Here is a 19441-nt window from a genome sequence, read left to right on the forward strand (position 1 = left end):
GCCGTGGAGAGGCAAGCCCGGGGGGGCGTCAATCCTCCGATGCGCGCGCCTCGGCCGGAAGAAGCCGGCGCATGACGCGGGGCAGAAGAAGGATGGCCACCGCCGCCGCCCAAAGGATGATCGCGATCCAGCTGGACCACAGGATCTGCACGTCACCGGCCGACAGGGACAGGGCGCGGCGCAGGTTCGTTTCAAGAATGCCGCCCAGCACGAAGCCGAGGATCAGCGGCGCCATCGGCACGTGCAGCCGCCGCATCCAGTAGGCCAGCGCCCCCACGGCCACCATCAGGATCAGGTCGAAGCTGGCGGACTTGCCGGAATAGACGCCCACGGCCGAGACGACGACGATGAACGGCACCAGCACCCAGGCCGGGACCGACAGCATCCGCGCGAACAGGCCCACCATCGGGATGTTCATCGCCAGCAGCATGACGTTTCCGATGAACAGCGACGCGATCAGGCCCCAGACCAGTTCCGGCTCGGACTGGAACAGCATCGGGCCTGGCGTGATGTTGTAGAGCGTGAGGACGCCCAGCATGATCGCCGTGGTGCCGGAACTGGGAATGCCCAGCGTCAGCATCGGGATGAAGTTGGAGTTGGAGGCCGAGTTGTTCGCCGCCTCCACCGTGGCGAGGCCGCGCAGGTCGCCATGGCCGAAGCGGCTGGTGCGCCGGTCCTTGCGTTCCGCGATCTTGCGTTCGGTGGAATAGGCGAGGGCGGAGCCGACCGTGCCGCCCGCACCGGGCAGGAGCCCGATGAAGAAGCCGATCACCGATCCGCGCAGCGTCGCCATGAAGGTGAACCTGGCTTCGGCAAAGTTGAACATGCCGCGGCCCAGACGTTCGACCTGCACGGATTCACCATCCCGGTGCGTTTGCAGCAGGATGAACAGTTCCGAGATCGCGAAGAGCCCGATGACCACGGTCGAGAAGGCCAGCCCGTCGATCAGGTTCGGCATGTCGAAGGTGTAGCGCATGACGCCGGAGTTCGCGTCGATGCCAATCGTGGAAAGGGCAAGGCCGATGCCCACGGCCAGCATCGCCTTCACCGGCTGATCGGCCAGAAGCCCCGTCAGGCAGGCGAAGGCGAAGATCATCAGCGCCACGTATTCCACCGGCCCGAAGGCCAGCGCCCAGGACGACAGGACGGGAGCCGCCAGCACGATCCCGACCGTGGCCAGAAGCGAACCCATGAACGAGGTCCAGGCCGAAAGCGACAGCGCCACGCCTGCCAGACCCTGACGGGACAGCGGATAGCCTTCCAGCGCGGTCATCACGGCCGACGCCTCGCCGGGGACGTTGATCAGGATGGCGCTGATGCGGCCGCCATATTCCGACCCGATGTAGATCGCCGCCATCAGGATCATGGAGCTTTCGGGCGGCAGGCCCAGCGCGAACACCACCGGCACCAGCATGGCGACCGCGTTGACGGGACCCAGCCCCGGCAGCACGCCGACCATCGTGCCGAACACCGCGCCCACGGCGGCCAGCGCAAGGTTCGAAGGGGAGGCCGCGACGGAAAACCCCGACAGAAGCAGGTTGAGCGTTTCCATCAGAACAGACCTTTAAGAATGCCGGCTGGCAGGACCACGTCCAGCCCCCGGTCGAACAGCAGGAAGGAGCCGACCGACAGCACGGCCCCCGATATCAGCGCCTGGACCTTCGTCGCCCCGAAGATGAGCGCGACGATTGCGCTCATCACCAGGGTGGCGGGGATGTAGCCCAGCCGCTCGAAGAAGATGGCGTAAAGGATCAGGACCACGACCAGGATCAGCAGGCCCTTCAGGCTGTGCGGCGACATGGGCTCCGCCTCGCCGCCGCCCTGGATCATCAGGATCACGCCGCAGACCGCGATGACCGCGGCCGTCAGCAGCGGAAAGGCCCGGGGCCCCACGGGTTCGTAGGCGAAGGGGGCCACCAGCCCCCAGCCGAAGATCGCGAGAACGCCTGCCATGAGCAGGGCCACGGCGCCCAGTGTACGATTGTTGCTCATGGCGGGGTCCTTACTTGCGCACCAGCTCGAACTCGGTCGCGAGGGTGCGGTAGTCGGCGACGGAGGTCTTCACGAAGGCGTCCAGCTCCTCGCCGGTCATCGGCAGGGGCAGGAGGTTGCGGCTTTCCAGCTGCTCGGCATAGCCGGGATCGGCCATGGCGGTCTTGAACGCCTCCACCCACCAGGCGTAATCCTCGTCGGTGACTTCGGGACCGACATAGAAGCCGCGCACGATGGGCCACTGGATGTCGTAGCCCTGTTCCTTGGCGGTCGGGATTTCGGACAGCTTGCCCGTCAGGCGTTCGGGCGCGAAGATCGCCAGAAGCTTCAGGGGCGCGCCGCCGTCGATCGCGGCCTGGCTGTCGCCCACGTCGTTCATGCACGCCTGCACGTGGCCGCCCTGAAGGGCCGTGGCGCAGTCGCCGCCGCCTTCGAACGCGACGAAGCGCATGCTCTTGTGATCGATGCCAGCGGCCCGTGCGGTCAGGGCGGCCTTCATCCAGTCCTGGCTGCCAATGGTGCCGCCCGCGCCCAGCACGACCGAGGAGGCGTCAGCCTTGATGGCCGCCATCATCTGATCAAGGCTGTCCCATTCGCTGTCGGCGGGCACGACGACCGCGCCGTAATCCGTGCCGACCGAGGCGACCCAGCGGACGTCCGATTCGTCATGATCCCCGAACTTCCCCTGCGCGAGGTTCAGCAGCGATCCGGCCGAAAAGGCGACGATCGTGCCCGGTTCGTCCGTGCGCTGGCCGACGATGGTGTTGTAGGCCACGGCGCCGATGCCGCCCGGCATGTAGGACACACGGAGCGGGTCTTCCAGCACGCCGGCCTTGGTCAGCGACGCCTGTGCCAGCTTGCAGGTGATGTCGAAGCCGCCGCCGGGCTGGGCCGGCGCGATGCATTCGGGCCGGCGCGGTTCGGCCATCGCCGCAACGGACGAGATGGCGACAAACGTACCGGCGGCCGCGACAAGGCGGCAAAGGTGGGTGTTCAAGATGGACTCCTCCCAAAGAACGGTCGGGCCTCCCAAGCCCGGTCCGTCAGGTTAGGGAATCGAACCTGTCAGTTAGCTGTCAGCCTTGGCCGGCACCGCGGGAATGCACAGGATGGCCGACAGGCCGCCTTCGGCGCGGTTGGTCAGCCGCAATTCCCCCCGGAAGGCGCGGGCGATTTCCTGCACGATGGACAGGCCCAGCCCGGTGCCCCCGTCCGCGACGCGGCGGCGGGTGGCCATGCCGAAGCGCTGGCCGGATTCGAACCGTTCGCGCAAGCGGTCGCTCAGCCCCGGCCCCTGGTCCCGCACCTCGATCCGGACCTGATCGCCGGCGCGGGCGGCGGCCAGGATGATGGACCCGCGTTCGGGGCTGGCCGTGATCGCGTTGTCCAGAAGGTTGCTGATCGCCTCGAACAGCAGCGCCTCGGACAGGTGCAGGATGGGAAGGTCCGGCTCGGCCTCGATCTCCAGCAGGATGCGGCGGCGGCGGGCGGCGGCCAGATGCAGGCGCACCACCTCGTCCAGAAGTTCGGGCACGGGCGCGGCCTCGGTCTTCTGGTCGGCCCATGTGGTGGCATTGCGGGCGTGCGCCAGCGTCAGAAGCTGGCTGGTCAGCCGCGCCGACCGGCCGGTGATGCCCCGCATGGCAGCCAGAACCTCCCGCACCTTGCCCAGATCGTCAAGGCGGGAAGCGAGGTCGATCTGCGCCCCCAGCACCGACAGCGGCGTCTTCAGCTGGTGCGAGGCGTCATCGATGAACCGCCGCTGCGCCTCGCTTTGCAGGCGGTGGCGTTCAACAAGCCGGTTCACCGACCGCACGAGGGGCTGCACGTCACGGGGCAGCCCCGTCGGGTCCACCTGCCGCAGATCGTCGGAGGCGCGGCGGTCCAGCCGGTCGCGCAGGGCGCGCAGCGGGCGCAACGCCGCATGCACCCCGACCGAGATCATCAAGGCCGCCGCCATCAGCGCCGCGATGTCGCGCAAGGCGGCGCGGAACAACACGGTCCGCAGGAAGGCCACGCGCGATCCGGTGGTTTCCGCCACCTCCACGATCAGGCTTTGCCCCGCCTTTGCGCCATAAAGCGGCGGATCCAGCGGACGCTTGAACGCGCCCACCCGGATCGCCCGCCCGAAATAGGTGGCGTCGTAGAACTTGATGTCCCCCGCCTGAAGCGCGGGCGGGGGTGGCAGCAGGGCGTCCCCGATCTGCACCAGCCCGTCATCGGTGGAGATGCGGAACAGGACCTCGCCGCTCGCCGTCGCCTGAAAGCTTTCGAACAGCGGGTAGGGGAGTTCCACGCTCAGCCCCCCGCTTTGGGTGGAGATGTTGAGGTCGATCGCCCGGATCGCCCCGTTGAGGGAACGGTCATAGGCGCTGTCGGCGACCTCGCGCAGACTTTGCGCCGTCAGCAGCAGGCTGGCCATCATCAGCAGCAGCAGCGTCGGCAGCATCCAAAGGGCCAGCGTCACCCACAGCGCGCGGCCCTGGGGGCGGGGGGGCTTCACCCCGCCTCTCCCACGGCTTCGAGCATGTATCCGACGCCGCGCAGCGTCACGATCTGGACATCCCCGTCGCCCAGCTTCTTGCGCAGCCGGTAGACGATGACCTCCACGATCTCGGTCGTGAGGTCGCTTTCGATGGACACCAGCCGGTCGAGGATCTGCTGCTTGGACAGCGGCTCCCCCGCCTTCTGGATCAGCAGGCGCAGCACCGACTGTTCGCGCGGAGAGATGGTGAACAGCTCCCCGCGCAGGGTGAAGCGCTGGCTGGTCTGGTCATAGGCCAGGGGTCCGCATTGGTAGAGCCCGCGCGACCGCCCATGGCTGCGCCGGATGAGCGCGAGAAGGCGGGCCTCAAGCTCGTCGATCTCCAGCGGTTTGCCCATGAAGTCGTCCGCGCCGTTGCGCAGCAGCGCCACGCGCTGGGCCAGCGTGTCCTGCGCCGTCATGACAAGAACGGGCGTCTCGTTCTGCGCAGCCTTCAGGCGGGCGAGCACCTGCCCGCCCGACAGCGAGGGCAGCCCGAGATCCAGAAGGGCCGCGTCGAAATCCTCCAATGTCAGGCGCAGTTCGGCAAGGCGCCCATCCTCGGCCCATTCCACCTGAAAGCCGCGATGCTCCAGGCTCTGCATGAGCCAGTCGGCCAGATCGCGATCATCTTCGACAAGCAATATGCGCATGGGACAACCCTCTCGTGCCAGGAAATCCTGTGCATGAGCGCGAGGGGAGGCACAAGACACAGCGGATCCGGGTGGGGCGAGGGGAACTCTGGCCGCAGAAGATGTTTACGGGTTCCAGTGCATGACGGCGCAGGGCCACGAGGGGACCGCGGGACACTGCGCTCCCCATCATCGACGGATCAAACCTGTCGTAGCGAATGGTCCGGGGACTGTTCACCGCAGAGGTCAGCGGCGAACAGCCCCTTGCATCCCAAGCCTCTCACTTGAAGGCCATCGTCGCCTTCACCGCCTTCTGCCAACCCTCGTAAAGCTTCTCGGACTTCGCGGCGTCCATCTTCGGTTCGAACACCTTGTCGATCGCGGCCTTCTTGACCAGTTCCTCCCGCGAAGACCAGAAGCCCACGGCAAGGCCCGCCAGATAGGCCGCGCCAAGCGCGGTGGTTTCGATCACCGTCGGACGCTCGACCTCCTTGCCAAGGATGTCCGCCTGCATCTGCAGAAGAAGGTCGTTGGCCACCGCGCCGCCGTCGACGCGCAGCTTGGCCAGCTCGATGCCGGAATCGGCCTCCATCGCCGACAGAACGTCCCGCGTTTGATAGCACAGCGATTCCAGCGTCGCGCGGATGAAGTGTTCCTTGGTGGTGCCACGCGACAGGCCGAAGACCGCGCCCCGCACCTCGGAATCCCAATAGGGCGCGCCAAGGCCCACGAAGGCGGGCACCACGTAGACGCCGTCGCTGTCCTCGACCCGCGCGGCATAGGCTTCGGACTGGTGCGCCTGACGGAACATGCGCAACCCGTCGCGCAGCCACTGGATCGCGGAACCGGCCACGAAGATCGAGCCTTCCAGCGCGTATTCGACCTTGCCGTCGATGCCCCAGGCGATAGTGGTCAGCAGGCCGTTCTTCGACCGCACCGGACGCTCTCCGGTGGTCATCAGCATGAAGCAGCCGGTGCCGTAGGTGTTCTTCGCCATGCCCTTTTCAAAGCAGAGCTGGCCGAACTGCGCCGCCTGCTGGTCGCCCGCCATGCCCGCGATGGGCAGCTCGATCCCCTGGAACGTGTCGGCATGGGTGACGCCGTACACCTCGGAGGAGGGGCGCACCTCGGGCAGCATCGAGGCGGGAACGGTCAGATGCTCCAGCAACTCCTCGTCCCATTTCAGGTCGTAGATGTTGTACATCAGCGTGCGCGAGGCGTTGGTGTAGTCGGTGACGTGCACGTCGCCGCCCGTCAGCTTCCACACGAGCCAGCTGTCGATCGTGCCGAACAGAAGATCGCCCGCCTCGGCCTTGGCGCGGGCGCCTTCGACATTGTCCAGGATCCATTTGACCTTCGTGCCCGAGAAATAGGCGTCGATCAGCAGGCCGGTCTTGTCGCGGAAGGTGTCGTCCAGCCCCTTGGCTTTCAGTTCCTTGCAGACGTCCAGCGTCTGGCGCGACTGCCAGACGATCGCGTTGTAGACGGGCCGGCCGGTGTGCTTGTCCCACACCACGGTGGTTTCGCGCTGGTTCGTGATGCCGATGCAGGCGATCTCCTCGGCGGGCACGCCGACATTGGACAGCAGTTCCGCCACCACCGACTGTACCGAGGACCAGATTTCCATCGCGTTGTGTTCAACCCAGCCGGGTTTCGGGAAGATCTGGGTGAATTCCTTCTGCGTCGTGTGGACGATGCGGCCGTCCTTGTTGAACAGGATCGCCCGCGAACTGGTCGTGCCCTGATCGATGGCGAGAATGTAGGTCTTGGTCATGTTCATGTTCCTTCCCCGCAAGCGCGCCAAAGCGGCCTCTTGCGCCCTTGAAGATTAACCGGCCACCGGGGTGACGAGTGCTGCATAAAGAAAGGCGCCGGCCAGCGCGCCGCAGATCGGGGCCACGACCGGAACCCAGGCATAGGCCCAGTCGGCATCGCGCTTGCCCTTGATCGGCATCAGCGCATGCGCGATGCGGGGGCCAAGGTCGCGGACAGGGTTGATGGCATAGCCCGTTGACCCGCCAAGCGAGAGCCCAATGGCCGTGATGAAGAAACCGACGATCAGCGGGTTGACCCCTTCCGCGAACTTGTTCGCCCCAATCCCCAGAAGGCCGAAGGTCAGGACGGCGGTGCCGAGGAATTCCGACAGGAAGTTCGCCGGCGTGTTGCGGATGGCGGGCTGGGTGCAGAAGACGGCCAGCTTGGCATCGGCATCCTCGGTCGCGGCCCAATGCGGAAGATAGACAAGATAGGTCAGGATGCCGCCGATGATCGAGCCGATGATCTGGCCCGCGACATAGACGGGCACCAGGTTCCAGTCGAACAGCCCCGTGGCGGCGAAGGCGATGGTCAGTGCGGGGTTCAGGTGCGCCCCCGAATACTGCCCGACCGCATAGACCCCGAAGGTCACCGCAAAGCCCCATCCCAGGGTGATGACCACCCAGCCGCCGTTGAAACCCTTGGATTTCGCAAGCAGGACGTTGGCCACGACACCGCAGCCGAACAGCGTCAGGATCGCCGTGCCAACAAGTTCACTCAGAAAAAAACTCATGCTCCCCCCAAATTGCCCGTGACGGCCTTTCGCCGTGACGTGGTTCGAACGGCGCCATCCTCCGCCGCCGTTTCGCCCCCTGTCCAGCAGGCGTAATTTCGATCCTTCGGCCGGGCAAGGAAAAAATGTTCGGTTGCGAAAATCATGAACTTCGCTTCAGACCGAATTTACAGGCCATTCGACGACGTATGGCGCCAGATCCTCGGCCGATTAGGCCTTTTTTTCGGCGAACGGTCGGCGGACAGTCTTCACTTGAAAAAATACGAACATCCGCCTATCTGAGTCTTGGGAAAACACCTTCCCGACACATCCCCTGCACAAACGGCACGAGGCTTCGAATGCGCGCTGAGACACTCGCCACGCTCCGGAACGAAGAGGTTTTCGATCTTCTGGTCATCGGTGGCGGGGCGACGGGATGCGGCATCGCGCTCGACGCGGCCTCGCGCGGCCTGAAGGTCGCGCTGGTGGAGCGTTTCGATTTCGCCGAAGGCACTTCCAGCCGTTCCACGAAGCTTGTCCATGGCGGCGTCCGCTATCTTGAGGCGGCGGTGAAGAAGCTCGACAAGGGGCAGTACGATCTGGTGCGCCACGCTTTGCACGAACGTGGCTCGCTTCTGAAGAACGCGCCCCACCTGTCGCATCCGCTGTCCATGATCACGCCCGTCTACAACTGGTGGCAGGTGCCCTATCTTTACGCGGGGCTGAAGCTTTACGACATCCTGTCGGGCAAGATGAACATCGGGCATTCGAAGATCATCGGCGCGAAGGCGGCGAAGGCGCGGTTCCCGATGCTCAAGGTCAAGGGGCTGAAGGCTTGCGTGCAGTATTACGATGGCCAGTTCGTCGACAGCCGCATGGCCGTGACGCTGGCGATGACCGCCGAACGCGAAGGCGCGGTGGTGGCCAACCACATCGCCGTGACCGGCCTGATCCACGACGCGCAGGGGCGTATTGCCGGTGCAAACGTTCGGGACGCGCTCTCCGACGCGCAGTTCGACATCCGGGCGAAGAAGGTGATCAACGCGACGGGTCCCTTTGCCGATGCGATCCGCCAGATGGATCACGCCGATGCGAAGCCGATCCTGAAGGGCAGCTCGGGTGTCCACATCCTGCTGGACGGGTCGTTCGTGCCCCCGGATCAGGGGCTTCTGATCCCGCAGACCGATGACGGGCGCGTGGTGTTCATCCTGCCCTGGCAGGGGCACGCCTTGGTCGGCACCACCGACACGCCAAGCGAGGTGGTCGATCATCCCACCGTGTCGGAACAGGACATCCTTTATCTTCTGGATTACGTGAAACGCTATTTCGATGTGGATGTGGGCCGTTCGGACGTGAAGGCCGCATGGTCGGGCATCCGCCCGCTGGTCTTTAACCCTGACGCCAAGGGCACGGCCGAACTCGCCCGGGATCACGTGATCATCGAAGACACGTCCGGCCTCGTCACCATCTCGGGCGGGAAATGGACGACCTACCGCCTCATGGCGGAGGAGGCGGTGGACCGCGTGATCTCCCACGGAAAGTTCGCGGGCGTGACGCCCTGCCGGACCCATGACATGAAGCTACTGGGCGCTGACGCGTACCGTCCCGACGGCGCGGTGGCTCTGGCGCGCGACTTCGATCTGCCGCCGGACGTCGCCCACCACCTGAACCGGTCCTACGGCGACCGCGCACCCGTGGTGGCGGGCATCGCGCGTGACATGGGCCTTTCGGCACGTTTGGCCGAAGCGCATCCCTATATCGAGGCCGAGGTGATCTATGCCATGCGCCACGAGGCCGCGCAGCGCGTGGCGGATGTCTTGTGTCGGCGGATGACGCTGACCCACGTGGACACCCAGGCCGCCGACAAGGCGATCGCACGGGTGGCCGACCTGATGGAAGGGGCGGCGGGGTGGGACACCGCCCGCAAAGCCGCCGAGATCGCCCACGCGGCCGAGCGGACGCGCGTCGCGCTGTAGGCCCGCGGTCCGGCGGGCGGGTGTGCTTGACAGCGCGATCCGGGATCATCACTGACAGCGTCACATCCCAGCGAGAGGTCGCGATGCCCACGCTCACCCACCGCCAGAACCAGATCACCGAGATCGCACGGTCCGAAGGCTTTATCGGGATCGAGGACATCGCCGTGCGTCTGGACGTGACGCCGCAAACGATCCGCCGCGACATCAAGCTGTTGTGCGACATGGGGATCCTGCACCGCTATCACGGCGGGGCAAGCCTGATGACCAACACCCGCAACCGGGATCACGCGCTTCGGCAGGGTGAAATGGCCACCGAAAAGGCCCGGATCGGAGAGATGGTGGCCGCCCACATCCCCGACGGCGCCTCGCTGTTCCTGAACATCGGCACCACGGCCGAAGCCATCGCACGGGCACTGCTGTCCAGGAAGGCCCTACGGGTGGTGACCAACAACATCAACGTCGTCACCCTCCTCTCGCAGCGCGAGGATTTCGACATCATCATCGCCGGCGGTCAGGTGCGCGTGCGCGATCTGGCGGTGGTGGGGGAAGCGACGCTGGGCTTCATCAACCAATTCAAGGTGGATTTCGGGATCATCGGAATCTCCGGCATAGACGAGGACGGCACGCTTCTGGATTTCGACTATCGCGAGGTGCAGGTGGCGCAAGCGATCATCGCCAATTCCCGGACCACCTTCCTCGCGACCGACCACACGAAGTTCGGGCGCCGCGCGATGGTGAAGCTGGGCCATCTTGACGACATTGACGGGCTGTTCATCGACACACTGCCACCCGCGCCCTTCTCCGACCTTCTGGAGAAGGCCAACGTGTCGGTGCACGTGGTCGCGCCGTGATGAACTTGTTTCCGTAAAACACGTTCGCATGGTGGGGAATAGCGGAGAGAGCCCGCCGTTTTCCGACGCGCGACGTGCGCAAGGTGAAGAACCGGACCGTAAGCTTCATGACGTCGGAAGAACACCACATTGACGCCTTCCTTGCCCATCATGGGGCTGACACGCGGGCGCATCTTGCACTGATGCTGCTGCTCTACACTGGACAGCGCCGCAGCGATGTCGTGCGGATGGGGCGGCAGCATCTCCGCGACAACGTGCTCTCGATCGTTCAGCAGAAGACGGGGCAGGACGTGCATGTCCCACTGCATGATGATCTGCGCGAGGCGATCAACCGCCTCCCGCTGGGCATGACGTTCCTTGTTGCTGCGCAGGGCCGACCGTTCACGCCCGCAAGGTTCACGAACTGGTTTCGTGAGATGGTGCGCGAGGTGGGGCTGCCCGATGGTCTCAGCCCACACGGGCTGGGAAAAGCAACTTGCCGCAGGCGGGCAGAAGCTGGCTGCACGGCTCATGAGATCATGGCTATCTCAGGCCATAGATCGCTGGCGGAGGTGACACGCTACACTGTCCTCGCCAGCCGCGAAGACTTGGCAACGCGGGCGATTGCGTCGCTGGACAAGACCAAAGCGAAGACAGATGTTGTCAAATCTGCTGAAGCAGTTTGACAAAACGCCCTCCAAGCGACTGACAAGGCAGCGGTTATTTTGGTAAATGGCGGAGAGAGAGGGATTCGAACCCTCGAGACGGTTCCCCGCCTACACACTTTCCAGGCGTGCGCCTTCGACCACTCGGCCACCTCTCCGTTGCGTGCTCAATAGAGGCTGTGCCGGAACTGTTCAAGACCGAAAGTGACGTTCTGGCCGACATCGTCAGGTCGGCAGTGCCTGCTGCACCGCGTCCTGCACCGACGGGGTCCAGCCTTGGAACATCCGGTCCCCGATGCGGATCAGCGGGCGCTTCAGAAGGGTCGGATGATCGGCCAGAAGGTCGGGCAAGGGTCGGGCGCGCTCCGCCTCCTCCAGGGTCCGCCACGTGGTTGACGCGCGATTCACGGCGGCTTGGCCGAAGGTGTCGACAATCTGCTGAATCTCGGCCCGGTCCAGCGGTTGGGCGCGGATGTCGCGGAACGTCGCCCCCGGCAGGGCGGCGCGCGCCTTGCGGCAGGTATCGCAGGTGGAAAGGCCGTAGATCATCATGCGGACGCATCCTTCAAATTCGAACGAAACTTCGGATCCACCCGTATCTCGGTAAAGGAACCCTTCACTCATCCTGAGGATGCTGGGCCCCAAAGTAAACGAGGGTTCCATGTTCGATGTCTTCGCGCTTCCGGCGAACACCTACAATATCCGCCTCCTGTGCCTGGTGGTGATCCTTTGCGTGGGGGCGGGCGTCATCCGGTTGCTTGTCCGCCGGAAGGCCTATGGCGGTCATGGCGGAAGGTCGGCGCGGGCGGGGATTCTCGGGGGGCTGGTGATCGCGACGGGCCTGTGGATTGCCCTTGCGGCGGCCTTGGCCCCTGCGGGCGCTTCGCTGTCGGCGCTTCGTCGGGCAGGGGGATGGGCAACGGACGGGACGTTCTGGCTGACGGCAGCGGCGCTGGTGGGCCTGCTGGCCTTGGGGGTGGCGACGTTGACGCGCAGCCGGCGCCGCGACGCAGGCGAAGCACGGCGCCTGAAGGATCTGGCCGATCTTACGATCGAGGGGCTTCTGACCTCCCGCAATGGCCGGATCCTGACCTGCAACGCGCGTTTCCACCAGATGACGGGGCTTCGGGAAGGCGCCGCTCTGGAAGCCGTCTTGGCCCCGGCCTCGCTGGCCGAGTTGCGGGCCACGCCTGACGCGTTCCGCGAGATCGAGATCCGGACCCCCGGGGGCGAAGTGATTCCCGTCGAGGCTGCCCTGCGCGTGCTCGATGCCCGCACGGGGGGCGAGGCGATCGCCCTGCGCGACCTGCGGGCCCAGCGGCGGGAGCAGGCGGACCGCGAACAATCCATCCATGCGCGGCTGGAAAGCGAACAGCGGTTCCGCTTCCTGATCCAGAGCGTCACCGACTATGCCATCTACATGCTGGATCCGGACGGGCATGTCGCGAACTGGAACGCCGGGGCCGAACGCAACAAAGGCTACACTTCCACGGAGATTGTGGGCCGGCACTTTTCGGTCTTCTTCTCGCGCGAGGATCGGGCCGACGGGCTGCCGGCGCGGATGCTGGACACGGCGCTGCGCACCGGCAAGGTCGAAACCTCCGGGTGGCGCTACCGCAAGGACGGGTCGCGCTTCTGGGCCTCCGTCCTGCTGGAGCCGATCTTCGACGATTCCGGCCGCCATATCGGTTTCGCCAAGGTCACCCATGACAACACCCGAGAGCTGGAGGATGCGGAAGCGCTTCGCCTGATCCAGCACAAGCTCGCCCTCGCGCTGGAAAACCTGAGCCAGGGGATCGCCCTGTTCGACGAAGAGGAGCGTCTTGTACTTGGCAATGCCCGCCTGTCCGAGATCCTGGACCTTCCGGACCCCCACGGCCTTTCGCTGGACGACTTCACCGCAAGCATCGCCGAGAAGGTCGACCTCGCCTCTGGCAGTCTGGACGGGCTGCACAAGCGTCATCGCGGGTTGTGGCATGGCGGCGCGGGGGCGGAGCTTCTGCTGGACCTTACGGATGGCCGCACGATCATGGTCATTCACCGCCCCGTGCGCGAAGGGGGCTGGGTCACCACCGTGGAGGACGTGTCCGCCCGCACCCGGTCCGAACGGCAGATCACCCACATGGCGCGCCATGACGCGCTGACGGGCCTGCCGAACCGCACCAGCTTCAAGGAAACCATCGAATGGGCGCTGGACGCGGTGCGGGACCATGCGGGGCAGCGGCTGGCCGTGCTGGCGATCGACCTCGATCGCTTCAAGGAGATCAACGACCATATGGGCCACGCCATCGGCGATCAGGTCCTCGCCGCACTGGCGCGCCGTCTGGAAGGCGCGTTGCGCGGGAACGAGTTCGTGGCCCGCTTCGGTGGGGATGAATTCGCGGCCTTCAAGACCATCACATCCGAGGAGGAGCTGGAGGATTTCCAGAAGCGCCTGCTTCGGGCGATCTGCGCGGACATGTCGGTCGGTGGAAACGAGGTGTCGGTGGGGGCCAGCGTCGGCATCGCCTTGTTCCCCGACGACGCCAACACCTATGACAAGCTGATGGCGAACGCGGATCTGGCGATGTACCGCGCGAAGTCCAGCCTGGAGGAGAAGGTGTGCCGCTACGAATCCCGCATGGACGAAGCCTCGCGCGACCGGCAGGCGATGGCCCGCGATCTTTGGCGCGCGGCGGAGCGGGGGGAGCTGTACCTGCATCACCAGATCCAGAAATCCGTCAGCACGGGCAAGACCACGGGGTACGAGGTTCTTCTGCGCTGGATGCATCCCGAACGTGGGCTTGTCGCTCCGATCGACTTCATCCCGCTCGCCGAGGAATGCGGGGCGATCATCCCGATCGGCGACTGGGTTCTGCGGACGGCCTGCCAGCAGGCGGCGGGCTGGCGCGACAAGATCCGCATCGCGGTCAACCTGTCGCCCGTGCAGCTGAACAACCCCCGCTTCGTGTCCCAGCTGGAGGACATCCTGAACGAAACCGGCATCGACCCCGACCGGCTGGAGCTGGAGGTGACCGAGAGCGCCATCATCCCGGACAAGGAGCGCGCGCTGCACATGCTGACGCAGGTGAAGGCGCTGGGCGTGACGGTGGCGATCGACGATTTCGGCACGGGTTATTCCTCTCTCGACACGCTGCGGTCCTTCCCCTTCGACAAGATCAAGCTGGACCGCAGCTTCATCCGCGAGGTGGAAACGAGCCCCCAGTCCAAGGCGATCATCCGCGCCATCCTGGCCTTGGGCCGCAGTCTGGAGGTTCCGGTGCTGGCCGAAGGAGTGGAAACGCCCGCACAACTGTCCCTGCTGCAATCGGAAGGCTGCGACGAGGCGCAGGGCTATTTCCTCGGCCGTCCCGGCGTGCTTTCCCTGCCCGAAGACGCGTCGCTGGTGGCCTGAAGGGGATCGGCCATTGAAGTTCCCGCCGTTCTGCCAAAGATAGACGGCGCACCCTTGGGAGAACTTCGATGAGCCTGGCCGATCTTCTGATACTCGTTCTGGTGGCGCTGGGCGTGGTCTGGGCTTTCCTGCGCTACACGCCGTCGGATTCCCACGACTGGCATGTGGACCCGCTGTCGGTGCGCAAGTCCCGCCGTCCCAACCATCTGCTCCTGCGCGAGGATGGGCCCTACCTGCCCATGCCGCCGCACCAGGTCGCCGCGCGGCTGGAGGCGGTGGCCCTTCACACGCCCCGCACCACGGCCTTTGCGGGGGAAGGGTTCCAGCGGACGTGGATCACGCGGTCGGCAGTGCTGGGCCTGCCGACCTTCACCTCGTTCCGCCTGATCCCGGAAGGGTCCGGCACGCGCGTGGCGGTCTATGCCCGCAGCCGGTATCTCTCCTATCTTCCGGCCTCCGAACGGGCGCGGGTGGAAGGCTGGCTCGCCACGCTCAAATCCGCCATCCTCACGGAAGACGGCGCGCCTCCAAAGCCTCCACACGCCCTTTGAGGGTGTCCATCTCGGCCGGGGGCTCCTCCTCCTTCGGGCCGATGAGGCGGGAGAAGAACCGCGTCAGAACCTGGTTCAGGTCGTCCATGATCAGGAAGAAGGACGGCACCACCACGAGGCTGAGCGCGGTGGAGGCGATGATGCCGCCGATCACCGCCACCGCCATCGGCGCCCGGAACGCGCCGCCCGCGCCAATGCCCAGAGCCGAAGGTAGCATCCCCGCCGACATCGCGATGGAGGTCATGACGATGGGCCGCGCGCGCTTGTGACCCGCCTCCATCACGGCGGTGACGCGTTCCATCCCCTGCGCCCGCATCTCGATCGCGAAGTCGATCAGCAGGATCGCGTTCTTGGTCACGATCCCCATCAGCATCAGGATGCCGATCAGCACCGGCATGGACAAAGGCTCCCGCGCCAGGATCAGGGCCGCGGCCACGCCCCCGATGGCCAGCGGCAACGACAGCAAGATCGTGAAGGGCTGAACCACCGATTTGAACAGCAGGATCAGCACCGACAGCACCAGGATCAGACCCATCATCATCGCCTGCTGGAAGCTGACCACCAGTTCGGCCTGCACCTCGGCGTCGCCCACCTCGGCGATGCGGACCGACGGGGGCAGTTCCACGCCCATGGCGATGCTGCGGAACGCTTCGGTCGCGGTGCCAAGGGCCACACCGGGGGGGAGGTTCGCGCCGATCGTGGCGCGGCGTTCGCGGTCGTAGCGGTTGATCTGGCTGGGCCCTTCGGCCAACGTCACATCCGCCACGGCCGACAAGGGCACCAGCGCGCCGGACCCGCTCTTGATCTTCACCGCCGCCAGCCGGGCCAGATCGTCGCGCACCTCCTCCTCCAGCCGGACGCGGATGGGGATCTGGCGGTCGTCCAGCGCGATCTCGGCCAGCGCGGCGTCCACATCGCCCAGCGTGGCCACGCGCACGGTGCGGGCGATGGTGTCGGTGTCGATGCCAAGGCGGGCGGCGTCGTCCAGCCGGGGCACGACATGCACCTCGGGCCGGGGCAGGGCGCCTTCGGCCGCGACGTTGGCCAGACGTGGGTCGCCGCGCAGCGCCGCCTCCAGCCGACCGGTCGCATCCGTCAGCGCCGCCGGATCGTTCGACAGGACCGAGAACTGGATGTCCCGCTGCCCCCGGTCGTTCAGCTTGTAGGCGCGCAGGTCGGGGATGGCCGCCAGACGCGCAAACACCTCCGTTTCTATGTCCGATTGGGGGCGCAGGCGGCCCTCGGGCGTGGGCAGGATCGGTTGGGCAAAGGGCAGGATCTGGTACAGTCGTCCGCCCAGGTGATCCGCCGGCGCGTCCAGCAGCACCGTGACGGACGCCCGCCGCACGTCCAGATCCCCCGTGGGGGAGGATCCGCCCAGCACGAAGACGTCGCGCACGCCCTCCACCTCGCGGATCGCGGTTTCCATGCGCAGGGTCAGGGCGTCCGTGTCTTCCAGCTTGGTTCCGGGTGGCAGTTCCACGCTGATGGGGATGCGGCTGACATCCTCGGGCGGGATGAAGCTGCCCGGGATCTGCACCATGAAGAACAGCGACACGGCCAGAACCCCGATGGCCGCCAGAAGCGTGACATAACGCCAGCGCAACGACAGCGCGACCAGCCGCAGGTATCCCCGCATCACGCGGCCGTCCTTTTCCTCATGCGCGGCGTCGCGGTCGCGCATCAGGTAGGCCGCCATCATCGGCGTGATCAGCCGCGCCACCAGAAGCGAGAACAGCACGGCGATGGCCACGGTCAGGCCGAACTGCCGGAAATACTGCCCCGGTATGCCCGCCATGAAGGAAACAGGGGCAAAAACCGCCACGATGGTCAGCGTTGTGGCGATCACGGCCAGCCCGATCTCGTCCGCCGCCTCGATCGATGCGCGGTAGGGCGTCTTGCCCATCCGCATGTGGCGGGCGATGTTCTCCACCTCCACGATGGCGTCGTCCACAAGGATGCCTGTCGCCAGCGTGATCGCCAGCAGACTGACGAGGTTCAGCGAAAAGCCAAGAAGGTCCATGATCCAGAAGGTCGGGATCGCGGACAAGGGCAGCGCCACGGCGGCAATGGCCGTGGCGCGCCAGTTCTTCAGGAAGGCCAGAACCACCAGCACGGCCAGCACCGCGCCTTCGACCAGCGTGTGCAGCGCGGTTTCATAGTTGCCGATGGTGTAGCCGACCATGTCGTCGACCTTCGTGATCCGCGCCTGCGGATGGGCCTGCTGCACGGTGGCCAGACCCGCCTCCACCTGTTCGGCGACCGAAACCTCGGACGCGCCCTGCGCGCGGAAGACGGCGATGGTCACCACCTGCTGCCCCCCGGCGCGGGAGAAGGAGCGGGGTTCCTCATACGTGTCCTCCACCCGGCCCAGATCGGACAGGCGGACGCGGCCGCTGGCGGTGGGGATGGTGGTGGCGGCCAGCACCTCCACCGACGGGGCGTCGCCTAGGGTGCGGATGGCCTGTTCGGTGCCGCCCACTTCCCCCCGGCCGCCGCCCAGATCGACGTTGATCGCGCCCAGCGCGCGGCTGACTTCATCCGCCGTCAGGCCCTGGCCCGCCAGCCGGACGGGGTCCAGCGTCACCCGAACCTCGCGGTCGGCGCCGCCGAAACGGTCCACCTGGCCCACGCCGGGACGGCCCTGAAGCCCGCGGATCACAGTGTCGTCCACGAACCACGACAACTCCTCCACCGTCATCGACGGGTCGGAGATGGCGTAGGTCAGGATGGCCTGCCCCTCCACCTCCACCCGGGTGACGATGGGGGGATCGACGCCAGCGGGCAGATCGGCCTGGATCTGGTCCACCTTGTCCTTCACGTCCTGCACGGCGCGGTCGGTGGGGATCGCCATGTCGAATTCCACCACCGTGCGCGACTGGTTGTCGCTGATGGTCGACGTGACGTGCTTCACCCCCGCGATCCCCGCGATGGCGTCCTCCACCTCTTTCGTGACCTGGCTTTCCAGTTCGGCGGGGGCGGCGCCTTCCTGCACCACGGTGACGGCCACCAAGGGCACGTCGATGTTCGGGAAACGCGTGACGGGCAGCGACAGGAAGCTTTGCACCCCCAGCACGACCAGCATCACGAAGGCAAGGATCGGCGCAACCGGGTTGCGGATGGACCAGGCCGAGAAGTTCATCACTCCTCCACGGCGTTGATGCGGTCGCCTTCGCGTACGAACGCCCCGGCCTTCGACACGATGCGGTCGCCTTCGGCCAGACCCTGCACTTCTACCCGCGCGCCGTCGCGGATGCCGGTGGTGACGGGTACGCGATGGACCACGCCATCGGTCACCCGCATGGCAAAGGCGCCCGCCGCATCCCGGCCCACGGCCAGCGCCGGCAGGGACAGCGTATCGCGCGTGGCGGCCGTGATGGTGGCCTCGGCAAACAGACCCGGCCGCAGGCGGGCGGAGTCGTCCACCGCGATGCGGACACGGCCCAGACGCGTCGTTTCGTTCACCTGCGGTTCCACCAGCCGCACCTTGCCGGGCAGGGTGGTGCCGTCGATCAGGCGCAGGGTCGCGGGCTGCCCGGGCTCCAGCCGCAAAAGATCGGCCTCGGCCACGTCGGCACGCAGTTCCAGCGCCCCGTCGCGGATCAGAACGAACATGGGATCCCCGCCGCCGCTGGCGATGGCCCCAAGGGCCCCGTTTCGCGCGACGATCTGGCCTGCGACGGGAGTCTTCACCTCGGTCCGGGCGAGTTGCAGGTCAAGGTCGGCGATCTGCGCCTCGGTCACGCGCACCTCGGCGCGGGCGGCCTCGCCCTGCTGGCGGGCGGCGATCACCCGCGCCTCGGCCGTGGCGAGACCCGCCTGCGCCTGATCGACAGCGGCCTGAGAGGTAGCGGACTGCGCCTGAAGCTGGGCCGTGCGGGCGGCGGTGGCGCGGGCCTCGACGGCGCTGGCCTCGGCCTCCACCCGGCCCGCCTCGGCCTGCGCGGCGGCGGCCTGGGACTGCGCGCGCTGGGCCTCCAGCCGCGCCCGTTCCAATTCCAAGGAGGCTTGGGACAACCGCGCCAGCACGGCCCCCGCCTCCACCCGGTCGCCCACGTCGGCCAGCAGCGCCTCCACCGGTTGGCCGTCGATCAGGGGCTGGATGTCCACCCGCTCCACCGCCTCCACAAGGCCGGTGCCCAGGATGCGGTCGGCCAGCGTTTCGCGCTGCACCGGCGTCACGGAAAGGGAAGGAAGGGCTGCGTCCTGCGCCATGGCGCCCACGGGAAGAAGAAGCAGGGCAAGAACACGAAGCATGGGGGCGGCCTTTCAAGCGGTCCGCCACTATGTGCGCGAACGACCTGCCGCTTCAAGGCCAACTGAAATTGGCGTCGCGCCACGAAAAAGCCC

General features: G+C 66.4%; 15 protein-coding genes and 1 tRNA gene. 5 read left to right on the forward strand and 11 right to left on the reverse strand.

Going from position 1 to position 19441, the window contains the following annotated elements; genetic code table 11:
• Nucleotides 1-28 precede the first annotated feature (28 nt).
• The 7 genes from ACSHZY_RS07470 to ACSHZY_RS07500 form a co-directional block, all read right to left on the reverse strand.
• Nucleotides 29-1552: a tripartite tricarboxylate transporter permease gene (locus ACSHZY_RS07470; RefSeq protein WP_435167594.1), complete on the reverse strand. Its 1524-nt coding sequence runs from the start codon at nt 1550-1552 to the stop codon at nt 29-31.
• The gene (locus ACSHZY_RS07475) at nt 1552-1992 is read right to left on the reverse strand and encodes a tripartite tricarboxylate transporter TctB family protein (RefSeq protein WP_435167597.1); all 441 of its coding nucleotides are present in this window, start codon (nt 1990-1992) and stop codon (nt 1552-1554) included. Before ACSHZY_RS07475 ends, ACSHZY_RS07470 begins: the two co-directional genes overlap by 1 nt.
• 10 nt (nt 1993-2002) lie before the next feature.
• Nucleotides 2003-2989 (reverse strand): Bug family tripartite tricarboxylate transporter substrate binding protein, encoded by a 987-nt coding sequence (locus ACSHZY_RS07480; protein WP_435167600.1) that lies wholly within the window; start codon nt 2987-2989, stop codon nt 2003-2005.
• Nucleotides 2990-3061: 72 nt separating this feature from the next.
• On the reverse strand, nt 3062-4495 hold the full coding sequence (locus ACSHZY_RS07485) for a sensor histidine kinase (RefSeq protein ID WP_435167603.1): 1434 nt from the start codon (nt 4493-4495) through the stop codon (nt 3062-3064).
• Nucleotides 4492-5169 (reverse strand): response regulator, encoded by a 678-nt coding sequence (locus tag ACSHZY_RS07490; RefSeq protein ID WP_435167606.1) that lies wholly within the window; start codon nt 5167-5169, stop codon nt 4492-4494. The genes ACSHZY_RS07485 and ACSHZY_RS07490 overlap by 4 nt, the downstream gene beginning before the upstream one ends.
• A gap of 259 nt (nt 5170-5428) precedes the next feature.
• A complete protein-coding gene (glpK, locus tag ACSHZY_RS07495) occupies nt 5429-6922 on the reverse strand; it encodes a glycerol kinase GlpK (protein ID WP_435167609.1) in 1494 nt (497 codons plus the stop codon).
• 54 nt (nt 6923-6976) lie between these two features.
• Nucleotides 6977-7696 carry an MIP/aquaporin family protein gene (locus ACSHZY_RS07500; protein WP_435167612.1) on the reverse strand — a complete coding sequence of 240 codons (720 nt, stop codon included), beginning with the start codon at nt 7694-7696 and terminating at the stop codon, nt 6977-6979.
• Between the two features lie 338 nt (nt 7697-8034).
• Here ACSHZY_RS07500 and ACSHZY_RS07505 point away from each other — a divergent pair, with 338 nt between their 5' ends.
• The 3 genes from ACSHZY_RS07505 (at nt 8035) to ACSHZY_RS07515 (ending at nt 11167) form a co-directional block, all read left to right on the forward strand.
• The gene (locus tag ACSHZY_RS07505; protein ID WP_435167615.1) at nt 8035-9651 is read left to right on the forward strand and encodes an FAD-dependent oxidoreductase; all 1617 of its coding nucleotides are present in this window, start codon (nt 8035-8037) and stop codon (nt 9649-9651) included.
• Between the two features lie 83 nt (nt 9652-9734).
• Nucleotides 9735-10502: a DeoR/GlpR family DNA-binding transcription regulator gene (locus tag ACSHZY_RS07510; RefSeq protein WP_435167618.1), complete on the forward strand. Its 768-nt coding sequence runs from the start codon at nt 9735-9737 to the stop codon at nt 10500-10502.
• 74 nt (nt 10503-10576) lie between these two features.
• Nucleotides 10577-11167, forward strand: coding sequence for a tyrosine-type recombinase/integrase (locus tag ACSHZY_RS07515; protein ID WP_435167621.1), 591 nt, complete (start codon nt 10577-10579; stop codon nt 11165-11167).
• 47 nt (nt 11168-11214) lie between these two features.
• On the opposite strand, the gene ACSHZY_RS07520 is transcribed toward ACSHZY_RS07515, so the two are convergent.
• A tRNA-Ser gene (locus tag ACSHZY_RS07520) sits at nt 11215-11304 on the reverse strand.
• A 67-nt stretch (nt 11305-11371) separates the two neighbouring features.
• Complete coding sequence (locus ACSHZY_RS07525) at nt 11372-11698, reverse strand: arsenate reductase family protein (protein WP_435167624.1); 327 nt, start codon at nt 11696-11698, stop codon at nt 11372-11374.
• A 109-nt stretch (nt 11699-11807) separates the two neighbouring features.
• Here ACSHZY_RS07525 and ACSHZY_RS07530 point away from each other — a divergent pair, with 109 nt between their 5' ends.
• The gene (locus ACSHZY_RS07530; protein WP_435167627.1) at nt 11808-14540 is read left to right on the forward strand and encodes a sensor domain-containing protein; all 2733 of its coding nucleotides are present in this window, start codon (nt 11808-11810) and stop codon (nt 14538-14540) included.
• A gap of 68 nt (nt 14541-14608) precedes the next feature.
• Nucleotides 14609-15091, forward strand: a complete 483-nt coding sequence (locus tag ACSHZY_RS07535; RefSeq protein ID WP_435167630.1) for a DUF1499 domain-containing protein — start codon at nt 14609-14611, stop codon at nt 15089-15091.
• On the opposite strand, the gene ACSHZY_RS07540 is transcribed toward ACSHZY_RS07535, so the two are convergent.
• Nucleotides 15048-18233, reverse strand: coding sequence for an efflux RND transporter permease subunit (locus ACSHZY_RS07540; protein ID WP_435167633.1), 3186 nt, complete (start codon nt 18231-18233; stop codon nt 15048-15050). The two genes, ACSHZY_RS07535 and ACSHZY_RS07540, sit on opposite strands and share 44 nt — an antisense overlap.
• Nucleotides 18233-19348 (reverse strand): efflux RND transporter periplasmic adaptor subunit, encoded by a 1116-nt coding sequence (locus ACSHZY_RS07545; RefSeq protein ID WP_435167636.1) that lies wholly within the window; start codon nt 19346-19348, stop codon nt 18233-18235. The genes ACSHZY_RS07540 and ACSHZY_RS07545 overlap by 1 nt, the downstream gene beginning before the upstream one ends.
• Nucleotides 19349-19441: the final 93 nt, after the last annotated feature.

This window comes from Falsirhodobacter sp. 1013 (genome assembly GCF_051195255.1).
In the GTDB taxonomy this organism is placed as follows: Bacteria; Pseudomonadota; Alphaproteobacteria; order Rhodobacterales; family Rhodobacteraceae; genus Falsirhodobacter.

Bases quoted from the DNA above. Each gene is read 5' to 3' on its own strand.
- ACSHZY_RS07470 (WP_435167594.1), bottom strand. From the start codon at position 1,552: ATGGAAACGCTCAACCTGCTTCTGTCGGGGTTTTCCGTCGCGGCCTCC.
- ACSHZY_RS07475 (WP_435167597.1), bottom strand. From the start codon at position 1,992: ATGAGCAACAATCGTACACTGGGCGCCGTGGCCCTGCTCATGGCAGGC.
- ACSHZY_RS07490 (WP_435167606.1), bottom strand. From the start codon at position 5,169: ATGCGCATATTGCTTGTCGAAGATGATCGCGATCTGGCCGACTGGCTC.
- glpK (WP_435167609.1), bottom strand. From the start codon at position 6,922: ATGACCAAGACCTACATTCTCGCCATCGATCAGGGCACGACCAGTTCG.
- ACSHZY_RS07500 (WP_435167612.1), bottom strand. From the start codon at position 7,696: ATGAGTTTTTTTCTGAGTGAACTTGTTGGCACGGCGATCCTGACGCTG.
- ACSHZY_RS07505 (WP_435167615.1), top strand. From the start codon at position 8,035: ATGCGCGCTGAGACACTCGCCACGCTCCGGAACGAAGAGGTTTTCGAT.
- ACSHZY_RS07510 (WP_435167618.1), top strand. From the start codon at position 9,735: ATGCCCACGCTCACCCACCGCCAGAACCAGATCACCGAGATCGCACGG.
- ACSHZY_RS07525 (WP_435167624.1), bottom strand. From the start codon at position 11,698: ATGATGATCTACGGCCTTTCCACCTGCGATACCTGCCGCAAGGCGCGC.
- ACSHZY_RS07530 (WP_435167627.1), top strand. From the start codon at position 11,808: ATGTTCGATGTCTTCGCGCTTCCGGCGAACACCTACAATATCCGCCTC.
- ACSHZY_RS07535 (WP_435167630.1), top strand. From the start codon at position 14,609: ATGAGCCTGGCCGATCTTCTGATACTCGTTCTGGTGGCGCTGGGCGTG.
- ACSHZY_RS07540 (WP_435167633.1), bottom strand. From the start codon at position 18,233: ATGAACTTCTCGGCCTGGTCCATCCGCAACCCGGTTGCGCCGATCCTT.
- ACSHZY_RS07545 (WP_435167636.1), bottom strand. From the start codon at position 19,348: ATGCTTCGTGTTCTTGCCCTGCTTCTTCTTCCCGTGGGCGCCATGGCG.